The 9,358-nt window shown below is 64.0% G+C and carries 10 protein-coding genes; 6 read left to right on the top strand and 4 right to left on the bottom strand.

Annotation, left to right across the window (positions count from 1 at the left end; translation table 11 throughout):
• Nucleotides 1–58 precede the first annotated feature (58 nt).
• Nucleotides 59–451, top strand: coding sequence for a hypothetical protein (locus ETQ85_RS17280; RefSeq protein WP_148580326.1), 393 nt, complete (start codon nt 59–61; stop codon nt 449–451).
• A 54-nt stretch (nt 452–505) separates the two neighbouring features.
• Nucleotides 506–1,195, top strand: coding sequence for a TraX family protein (locus ETQ85_RS17275; protein WP_187394749.1), 690 nt, complete (start codon nt 506–508; stop codon nt 1,193–1,195).
• Between the two features lie 7 nt (nt 1,196–1,202).
• Here ETQ85_RS17275 and narL read toward each other — a convergent pair whose 3' ends face one another.
• Nucleotides 1,203–1,856, bottom strand: coding sequence for a two-component system response regulator NarL (gene narL, locus ETQ85_RS17270; protein ID WP_148580324.1), 654 nt, complete (start codon nt 1,854–1,856; stop codon nt 1,203–1,205).
• Nucleotides 1,853–3,775 (bottom strand): histidine kinase, encoded by a 1,923-nt coding sequence (locus ETQ85_RS17265; protein ID WP_148580323.1) that lies wholly within the window; start codon nt 3,773–3,775, stop codon nt 1,853–1,855. The genes narL and ETQ85_RS17265 overlap by 4 nt, the downstream gene beginning before the upstream one ends.
• Before the next feature lie 366 nt (nt 3,776–4,141).
• On the opposite strand from ETQ85_RS17265, the gene ETQ85_RS17260 reads away from it, so the two are divergent.
• Together ETQ85_RS17260 and ETQ85_RS17255 are read left to right on the top strand one after the other, a co-directional pair.
• Nucleotides 4,142–4,942 (top strand): Crp/Fnr family transcriptional regulator, encoded by an 801-nt coding sequence (locus tag ETQ85_RS17260; protein ID WP_222862195.1) that lies wholly within the window; start codon nt 4,142–4,144, stop codon nt 4,940–4,942.
• A gap of 89 nt (nt 4,943–5,031) precedes the next feature.
• Nucleotides 5,032–5,904: a dienelactone hydrolase family protein gene (locus ETQ85_RS17255; protein ID WP_148580321.1), complete on the top strand. Its 873-nt coding sequence runs from the start codon at nt 5,032–5,034 to the stop codon at nt 5,902–5,904.
• Between the two features lie 3 nt (nt 5,905–5,907).
• Here the strand turns inward: ETQ85_RS17255 and ETQ85_RS17250 are convergent, their stop codons facing one another.
• Together ETQ85_RS17250 and hda are read right to left on the bottom strand one after the other, a co-directional pair.
• Nucleotides 5,908–6,573 (bottom strand): histidinol-phosphatase, encoded by a 666-nt coding sequence (locus ETQ85_RS17250; RefSeq protein ID WP_148580320.1) that lies wholly within the window; start codon nt 6,571–6,573, stop codon nt 5,908–5,910.
• Nucleotides 6,574–6,579: 6 nt separating this feature from the next.
• Nucleotides 6,580–7,260 carry a DnaA regulatory inactivator Hda gene (gene hda / locus ETQ85_RS17245; RefSeq protein WP_148580319.1) on the bottom strand — a complete coding sequence of 227 codons (681 nt, stop codon included), beginning with the start codon at nt 7,258–7,260 and terminating at the stop codon, nt 6,580–6,582.
• Between the two features lie 204 nt (nt 7,261–7,464).
• Here hda and purM point away from each other — a divergent pair, with 204 nt between their 5' ends.
• The gene (gene purM / locus ETQ85_RS17240) at nt 7,465–8,499 is read left to right on the top strand and encodes a phosphoribosylformylglycinamidine cyclo-ligase (protein WP_148580318.1); all 1,035 of its coding nucleotides are present in this window, start codon (nt 7,465–7,467) and stop codon (nt 8,497–8,499) included.
• Nucleotides 8,500–8,709: 210 nt separating this feature from the next.
• Nucleotides 8,710–9,358, top strand: a 649-nt coding sequence (locus ETQ85_RS26290) for a TolC family protein (protein WP_187394748.1), incomplete at its 3' end; no start/stop codon positions are given.

Below are 9,358 nucleotides of genomic sequence, written 5' to 3'. Positions count from 1 at the left end.
GACCGGTTGAATCCGCCCTGTAACGGTCGGTTATTCGTCAGCCCAGGACGCTCAGGCTGTGCCCTTTTCCCCGTCAGCGCTGGCCTTGCTGGCGCTTTTGCTCGGGGTGTTTGCCTACAGCAAGTTGCGGGGGAAGGGGATGCGCACGATGGGCGTGGTCATCGCGTTGTGCATTGCCGGTGCGGCATCGCTCACCGGTGTACGCAATAGCTATGCACCGCCGGGATATATCGTTGAGCTGTCCTCGGGCAATCCGGCTACTGGCATGGGCGACACGGGTTTGTGGGTGATCTCAAACTCGCTGCCCGCCGCTGCAAGGATCACCAGCATCACGGTATCCAACGGTCTGCCCTGGATCGGCAGTGGCTCTGGAGGTGCGCCGGCGTGTGTGCTTGGTCTGCAGCTCGCTGCCGCGGGGCAGTGTGCCATGATTGTCGGTTCGCCAGGTTGAGCCGGAGGAGCACGTCAAGCGGCAGATTACCGTCTTCCACCAGGGCGATTGGCCTTGCGCCGCACTGATCATCAATGGGAGTTTGCCAAATGGGCTGCTGTGGTGTGCATGCTGCTCAACCATATCGCCCTTGCCTTGCCGCCGCCCTGGGCTGTTCTCGGTAGCGCCATCGGCAGTGTGAGTTTTCCCGTTTTTTCGCTGCTGATTGTGTTTCATCTTCGCCATGACCCCGAGGCCCGGGCGATGCGTTACCTGGGTTTGCTGCTGTTTTGGGGGGGGCTGGCGCAGCCTGTGTACGCCTTGCTGCTTGCCGACTGGCATCTGTGGCGCTTCAATGCGATGGCCACCCTGGCCAGCGGTGTGTGCCTGATTTACCTGGCGCAAATCGGTAGTGTCGCGCTGGCTGGGCTGGCCGCCGGTATCGTGGTGGCGGGGTCCGCATGGCTGGATGGCGGCGCGTGGATGCCGGTGGCCCAGCTGCTGGCCTGGTACTGGCTGAAACGCCGCCCCGGTGACTGGCCATTGGCAGTCGTTCTGGTCTCGGCCCTGGCCTTCGGAATGAACAATCCCGGCATGAGCCGGGTATCGGTCAATGCCATCGTGGCGCTGCTTGTTACTCCCTGGGTGATATGGGTGTCGCCGCGCTGGTCCGCGCATGTGCCGAGGCTGCCCAGGATGGCGTTTTACAGCTTTTATCCCTTGCACCTGGCGGCTATCCTGGCCGTTCATGGCTCCTACCGATGAATGCGCATCAAGGCCGCAGGTTCTGGTCGATGGCCCACACGGCGGCTTCGAGGCGGGAGCGGAACTTCAGTTTCTTGAGCAGGTTCTTGATGTGTACCTTGACGGTGCCTTCGGCGATGTTCAGGTCGCGGGCGATGAGCTTGTTCGACAGGCCGCTGGCGAGGCAGCCGAGGATGTCCTTTTCCCGTTCGGTGAGGTGGGCCAGGCTGCGTTCTGCGGCCTGAGCTTCGTTGCGCAGGGATCTGGCGAGGAGGCCGTTGAGGCTCTCACTGATGACGATGCGCCCGCGCTGTGCTTCGACGATGCGGTCGAGGAGCTCTTCCGGTTCCATGTCCTTGAGCAGGTAGCCATCGGCGCCGGCGCGAATCGCGGCGACCAGATCGTCGGCGGCGTCGGAGACGGTGAGGATCAGGATGCGGGCGGCCAGGTCGGCCTCGCGCAGCGCACGCAGGGTTTCAATGCCGTTCATGCCCTTCATGTTGAGGTCAAGCAGAATCAGGTCTGGCTCCAGGGCCTTGGCCAGTTCCAGGCCTTCTTCGCCGCTGGAGGCTTCGCCGATCAGGTGCAACTCGTCGTTGAGGGCGATCAGCTGGGAGACGCCTTTGCGAAACAGGGGGTGATCGTCAATGATGATGACGGTACTGAGGGCCGGGGTATTCATGGGGTGCTTCCTTGGGCAGGCGGGTTGGTATCGTGCAGGGGGGCGGAGGCAGGGAAGCGCAGTTCGACGCGGGTGCCGCCACTGGCGCCGGGCAGCATGGCGAGTTCGCCGCCCAGGCTCTGGGCCCGATCGCGCATGATCACGATGCCGTAGCGGTGCATCGGGATGGCATTCTCATCGATGCCGATGCCATCGTCCTCGACCGTGACGTGCAGGCCGGCGCCATCGTTTTCGAGGGTAACGGAAACGTGCCGGGCGTGGGCGTGGCGTTCGATGTTGGAGAGGGCTTCACGGATGATCTGCAGGACGTGGATTTCGCGGCTCGGTGCCAGTTCAACCCCACTGAGGTGGTTGCCGAGTACGAGCGTGATGCCGGTGCGGCGGCGGAATTCCTGCACGGTGTCGTCGATGGCCGCCGGCAGGCCACGTCCGTCGATGCGCAGCCGAAAGGTGGTGAGGAGTTCGCGGAGCTGGCGATAGGCCTCGTTGAGACCGTCGCGCAGTTCGCGGACCACATCGTTGACCGGTTCCGGTGGCGGATTGCGGCTCAACATGCTCTGCAGGCGGGTGACCTGGATTTTCAGGTACGACAAGGACTGGGCAAGGGAGTCGTGGAGTTCGCGGGCGATCACCGAGCGTTCGTCGAGGAGGGCCAGGCGGTTGCGTTCCTCGTTGCGCTGGGTGGTGGCGAGTGCCCCGCCGATGTGGCGACCGACAGTTTCGAGCAGCTCGATCTGCCATGCCTCGAGGTTCTCGCTGTCCGCCTGCATGAGGACCATGGCGCCATGGTTGCGGTTGCCGTCGAAGAGGGGAACCGTGATCGTCCGTTCCCCGCCCGGGCTTTCTGTTGTCGTGACACCCTCGAGCGGCTCGCTGCTTTCGCCACAGCCCCGGCAACCGGCCTGACACAGAGCTTCCACCTGCTCAGGATCCAGCGCACCGGTGACGGCGGCGATATCCACGTCACCGGTTCTGTGGAGGCACAGGGCGCCGGCGCGAATGCCGATGACCTGTTCCACTTCCTGCAGCAGTTGCAGCAGGGTCGCCCGTGTCACGGCCCGTTCCGACAGGGCCCGGGTGGTGCGGTAGAGCAGCTTCAGGGACTGGTTGCTGCGGGCCAGTGCTTCGGTCTTTTCCTGCACCCGGCTTTCAAGCTGGCTGTAGATCCGTGACAGATCTTCCACCATGAAATTGAAGGCCTCGCCGAGTTGCCCCAGTTCGTCCGGTTCCCGGGGAGGGACGCGCACGCCGAAGTCGCCCAGGCGGACGCGTCGCGCCGAGGCGAGGAGGTCGTCGAGGGGGCGCAGCACGTGAGTCTTCAACTGGAAGACGGCGGTGGCGCCCACAATGAGCAGAAGGATCAGTGAAACGCCCTGTACGAGGCGCAGGAGTTGCAGCTTGGCTTCCAGACCTTGTTCCACCAGTGCAACCAGACTGTCGATGCGGCTGACAATTTCCCCGGTATCGGCCTGGAGTGACGGGGGCATGGCTGGATTGGCGCTGGCCTGCAGGGCTGCCGGGCGGAAGCGTTCCCGCCAGAATTCACCGACGCCTGTGTAGGCGATGCGCACCGGATCGCCGGTGCCGGCCGGAATGGCCCGCACCAGGGCCGGGCTGCGGTAGCGTACTTCAAAATCGGCCAGGGCCTGCTCGAGATTGGGCACCCCCTGCTGGCCTTCACTGCGCTGCCCAACGGCGGCCTGGATCACGTAGGACTGCATGCGCAGGGAGCCCGCCAGGTTGATTGCCCGTGCTTCGCCCGAAGACAGTTCGGCAACCGTGATCGAGGCCAGGATGGAGACCACCGCAAGGCACGCAATGGCCGCAATCCACGCACCGAGCCGGACGACGACGGACGGGCTGCCCGGTTTGCGCCTGGAGGGGAGAGGGTTGCTGTCAGTGGAGTGCTGGGTGCTCAATCTGGGTCTCCAGGTCTGTCGATGGGCCGCGGCGCAATTCTGGGGCAGTGAATGCGCCCGCGGCTTGCATAAAGGGGCTCGGACCGCTGGAAAAAGGGAGTAGGGGAAAAGGCTCCTGGTGATTTTTCAGACGATCTTTCGGAAGGTGTCATTTTTTTTATTAACTTATATAAAACAATAAATTGGGTGTCTTTTTCGGCGTTTATGACTATACCTCTTAAGGGGTAATTTGCTTGTTTTGGGTATCGTTTCACATCTGATCTAGATCAAATTCCGGCCCGGGTTCGGCTCCTAGACTAAAGTCCATACAACGGGATCTCCACTCTTTTCAGGCACGTTCCCGGCTTGAGTTCTGCGAGGAAAATGATGCAAACGAGTCTTGATGATCTCTCATTGGTGCTGGGCGAGATAGCCTTGTTTCGTGGTTTGTCGCCCGCCATCGTGGGGGACATCGCCCGTTCCTCCCAGGTCCTCAGTCTGCCCAAGGGCAGTGTCATTTACGCCGCTGGTGATCGGCCTCGCGGCTTGTATCACGTGATGTCCGGCCATTTGAAGGTGGCGGTGTCGTCGCCGGATGGTGGCGAGAAGGTGATCGAGATTCTCTCGCCGCGTCAAATCTTCGGTGTGGCCGAGCTGTTTGGCGATGCGCCGTACATGTCATCGGTCGAAACGGTGACACCGGTAGTGCTGCTGGCTGTGGGGCGCGATGGTGTGTACCGGGCCATTGAACAGGATGTGGGGGTCTCGCGTCGCATGCTTGGGGCGATGGCCGAACGGCAGTCGTCGATTGAGCGTGACATTGCCGCCGACTGCTTCCAGTCCGGCACGGCCAAGGTGGTGGACTACCTCGTGCGCCTCGCCGGCCCGGCGCTCGGACAGGTTTCCGATGTGCTGCTGGAGCTGGAAATTCCCAAGCACGTATTGGCCGCTCGTCTGGGCTTTACGCCGGAAACCCTGTCACGGATTTTTCGCGAACTCGCCGATGGCGGCTTGATCCATGTGCATGGCAAGCAGGTCACCCTGATGGCAAAGTTCGTGCGCCAGCATGGGCCCGAAGACGCGCATCGGAACGCCCGGCCGGCCCCTCGCAGGCCGCTTCGTCAGGATGCTGGCTGGTTCGAGCGTGCGGCACCGGCAACGGGTGCCAGCCTGACGGCCTGGGGCTAGTTTCACGTCGGCAGGGCGGCTCCCTGCTGCATTTTCCTGGCCTGTCCTTGGGGTATCCTAGCGCCCTTTCCATTCATGAGGAACGTCCGATGCTGGTCAAGGACTCCGATTTCGACAGCCTGGTTCCCGGCTTGCCGCTCAGTCGCCGGACTTTCGTCGGTGCATCGTTGGCGGCTGGTTTTGCCCTTTCGGTGCGCCCGGCGCTGGGGCAGAGCGTCATCCAGACTGCCGCAGACGGACTTGTCGCCGGGGACATCGCCATCAAGGCGCCGGACGGGGTTCCGGTCAAGGCCTACTGGGTGCAGCCCGCTGGCAAGGGTCCGTTTCCGACAGTGCTGGTGGTGCAGGAAATCTTCGGTCTTCACGAATACATTCGCGATGTCTGCCGGCGTCTGGCCCGGCAGGGCTATCAGGCGATTGCGCCCAATGTTTTCCAGCGCCAGGGCGATCCGTCCCGGATTGCCAGCGTGCCGGAAATCCTCGCCACCATCGTCAGTCGGGTGCCGGATGTTCAGGTGATGCACGATCTGGATGCCTGCGCCGAGTGGGCCGCCGCCAATGGGGGCGATCCGGCCCGGCTGGGTATTACCGGTTTTTGCTGGGGCGGGCGGATCAGCTGGCTTTACGCAGCCCACAATCCAAAACTGAAAGCCGCGGTTGCCTGGTATGGTCGTCTGAGCGGTGCATCCAGCGAGATGACACCGAAGCATCCGCTGGATCTGGTCAGTGCGCTCCAGGCGCCGGTACTGGGGCTATATGGCGCCAAGGATCAGGGAATTCCCGTTTCCGACGTGGATGCCATGCGCGAGGCGCTGACCGCGGCCGGCAAGAAAGGCGAGTTCATGATTTACCCGGAGGCCGGGCACGCCTTTCATGCCGACTATCGGCCCAGCTACCGGGCCGAGGAAGCAGCCGATGGCTGGAAGCGCCTGCTGGCGTGGTTCCGCGCCAACGGTGTGTAGGTCCTAGTCCCGCAGCGAAATCACCGGCCAGCCCTGGGCGGTGGCGTGGGCGCGGAGCGTGTCGTCCGGGTCGACGGCCACCGGCTCGCTGACCTTGCCCAGCAGCGGCAGATCGTTGTGGGAATCGCTGTAGAACCAGCTGCGCGTGAAGCTCCCCCAGCACAGGCCGAGGCTTTCCAGCCAGCTTTCGACACGTTCGATTTTTCCCGTCTTGAAGGCCGGCATGCCGCGCGGCTTGCCGGTGAAGGCGCCGTCTTCCTGGGCCGGAATGGTGGCGATCAGGTGCGGAATGCCGAAGGCTCGGGCGATCGGGAAGGTGACGAAGCTGTTGGTGGCGGTCACGATGGCGACGATGGCGCCGGCGTCCAGATGCTTCTTCACCAGCGCACAGGACTGCGGCGTCATCATCGGGCGGATGCGTGTCTCCAGGAATTCCCGGTGCCAGGCATCCAGCTGTTCGCGGCTGTGGCGGGCCAGGGGCTTCAGCTGGAAGTCGAGGAACGCGAAGATGTCCAGCGTACCGGCCTTGTACTGGTCGAAGAATTCCTGGTTGCGGGCTTCGTAGACTTCCTTGTCGAGTACGCCGCGGGAGATCAGGTATTGGGCCCACTCGAAGTCGGAGTCGCCGGCGAGAAGGGTGTTGTCGAGGTCGAAAAGTACGAGTTCCATGGCGTCTTAAAGAGTTTGGTCGCGCTGCAGGATTTCCCGCAGCAGGGGCAGGGTGATCGGGCGCTTGCGTTCCAGCGAGGCGGCATCGAGGGCGTCGAGGGTGCGCAGCAGGCTGGATAAGTCGCGGCGGCCGTGACGCAGCAGGTATTGCACGATTTCCGGTTCGAGGCGCAGGCCGCGGGTGGCCGCCTGGGCGTTGAGGATGGCGTTGCGGTCCTCGTCGGTGAGCGACTTGACCTCGAAGATCAGGCTCTGGCCGATGCGTGTGCGCAGATCTTCGCGCAGGTGCAGGTGGAGCGGCGCGGCCGCGCCGCTGGTAATCAGCGTCATGCGCTGGCTGCGGGCGTCGTTGAAGGCGCGGAACAGGGCGATCTGGGCATCCGGGCCGAGGGCTTCCACGTCGTCGATGGCCAGCAGCAGGCCGGGCGCCTGCGGCAGGCTGTCGAGAACGTCGGCGGCGCGCAGGTAGCAGGCCGGCCGGCCAGCCTGGGCCGCCGCGGTGACGACGCTGCGCAGCAAGTGGCTGCGACCGCTGCCGGCATCGCCCCACAGGAAGAGGTGCTGGGGCGGATTGGAAAGCGGAACCGCCTCGTACAGGGCGGCGAGCAGGTCGGCATTGGCCGCTGCGACGAAGTTTTCCAGCACCGGTGGTGCGTCGGCGTGCAGATCGAGAGTGAGTTGCTTCACGGGGTGGCCTCGCCAACACACACCCGGAAGGGGCGGGCCGGCGACATTTCGGCTAAAATTCGGGTTTGTTTGCGCGCGGCTGGCGGAATCGTCCGGCAGCCGGTGGTGCAAGGCCCGTTAATGTAGCCGGTCACGGCGGGGCGCTCAACCCGATGAGCGCATTCCGATGGCGTCCGGACGCTTCAAGAGAAGATCACAGAACCCATGAGCTCCCTTACTTATCGCGATGCCGGTGTGGATATTGATGCTGGCGATGCCCTGGTAGACCGAATCAAACCCTTTGCCAAGCGCACCATGCGTCCGGAGGTGATGGGCGGCATCGGCGGTTTCGGGGCCTTGTTCGAGATCTCCAAGAAGTTCAAGGAGCCGGTGCTGGTGTCCGGCACCGACGGCGTGGGCACCAAGCTCAAGCTGGCCTTCCAGTTGAACAAGCACGACACCGTCGGCCAGGATCTGGTCGCCATGAGCGTCAACGACATCCTCGTGCAGGGTGCCGAGCCGCTGTTCTTCCTCGATTACTTTGCCTGCGGCAAGCTCAACGTCGATACCGCCGCCACCGTGGTGGAAGGCATTGCCCGCGGTTGCGAGCTGTCCGGTTGTGCGCTGATCGGCGGTGAAACCGCCGAAATGCCCAGCATGTACCCGGACGGTGAATACGACCTGGCCGGCTTTGCCGTCGGCGCAGTCGAGAAGTCGCAGATCATCGACGGCTCGACCATCCGCCCGGGCGACGTGGTGCTCGGTCTCGCGTCCAGCGGCGCCCACTCCAATGGCTACTCGCTGATCCGCAAGATCATCGAAGTCAGCAAGCCCGATCTGGAAGCCGACTTCCACGGTCGCAAGCTGAAGGACGTGATCATGGAGCCGACCCGTCTTTACGTGAAGTCGCTCCTCGCGCTGATGGAAACGCGTGCCGGCCTGGTCAAGGGCATGGCTCACATCACCGGTGGCGGCCTCCTCGAGAACGTGCCCCGCGTGCTGGCCGACAACCTGACCGCCGTGCTCAAGAAAGACGCCTGGGAAATGCCCCACCTGTTCCAGTGGCTGCAACAGGCCGGCAACGTGGATGCCCAGGAAATGTACCGGGTCTTCAACTGCGGCATCGGCATGGTCGTCATCGTTGCGAAGGAAGATGCCGACGCGGCCGCCGGGCAACTGCGTGCAGCCGGCGAAACCGTCTACAACCTGGGCACCATCGAAGCCCGGGCTGAAGGGCAGGCGCAGACCGTAGTGGTCTGACCAATTGGGCCCTGAGCCGGGCCCAACTCTCCCTGACGTGCGTTGCATCAAAGCGGACCCTTGCGGTCCGCTTTACATTTGTGCGGAGGATTTCACCCGGGCCAGGGCGTCTTAACCCAGCTTTACACCCGGCTAACCGCGGTTTACCCGCAGAAAAGGAATGATCGGCCTGTCGCTGCGCGGCATGCGCAGAGCTTTCCGGTCCTGCTGATGGCTTCACTTTCTTCCACGCCTCGTCCCCTCCGGGCGAAGCGGCTGCTTCCCGTGCTGCTGATTGCCGCGCTGGCGGGCTGCGCCAGCGTCGGCCCGGATTACCGGGCTCCGGCCTCCGTCGCTCCGGCTGCCTGGCAGGCGGTTCCCCTCGACGGCCTGCTCGCCGGTAGTTCGGCCGACCTGTCCCGCTGGTGGGAGCAACTGTCCGACCCGCTGCTGTCGTCCCTCATCGATGACGCCCTGCTCGCCAATCCGGACCTGAAAAGCGCAGCTGCCGCATTGCGGGGCGCCCGCGCCAGCCGTGACCTGGCCTCGGCCAATCGCTTCCCCACCGTGAACGCCAGTTCCGGCGTCACCCGCAGCACAAGCCTCGGTGCAGCCCGGACGCTCTACCAGGCCGGCTTCGACGCCAGCTGGGAGCCGGATGTGTTTGGCGGCACCCGCCGGGCGCTGGAGGCCGCCGACGCCGACCTGGACGCCAGCCTCGCCGACCTGCGCAGCACCCGCGTCAGTCTGGTGGCCGAAGTGGCCCTCAATTACGTGGAGCTGCGTGCCTTCCAGGCGCGTCTGGCGATTGCCCGCAACAACCTCGAAAGCCAGTCCGAAACCTTGCAGATCACCGACTGGCGCGCCCAGGCCGGGCTGG

The sequence above is a fragment of the Zoogloea oleivorans genome (genome assembly GCF_008107625.1).
GTDB classification, from domain to species: domain Bacteria; phylum Pseudomonadota; class Gammaproteobacteria; order Burkholderiales; family Rhodocyclaceae; genus Zoogloea; species Zoogloea oleivorans.
This window is presented reverse-complemented; position numbering and strand designations above follow the sequence as displayed.

Bases quoted from the DNA above. Each gene is read 5' to 3' on its own strand.
- narL (WP_148580324.1), bottom strand. From the start codon at position 1,856: ATGAATACCCCGGCCCTCAGTACCGTCATCATCATTGACGATCACCCC.
- ETQ85_RS17260 (WP_222862195.1), top strand. From the start codon at position 4,142: ATGCAAACGAGTCTTGATGATCTCTCATTGGTGCTGGGCGAGATAGCC.
- ETQ85_RS17255 (WP_148580321.1), top strand. From the start codon at position 5,032: ATGCTGGTCAAGGACTCCGATTTCGACAGCCTGGTTCCCGGCTTGCCG.
- ETQ85_RS17250 (WP_148580320.1), bottom strand. From the start codon at position 6,573: ATGGAACTCGTACTTTTCGACCTCGACAACACCCTTCTCGCCGGCGAC.
- purM (WP_148580318.1), top strand. From the start codon at position 7,465: ATGAGCTCCCTTACTTATCGCGATGCCGGTGTGGATATTGATGCTGGC.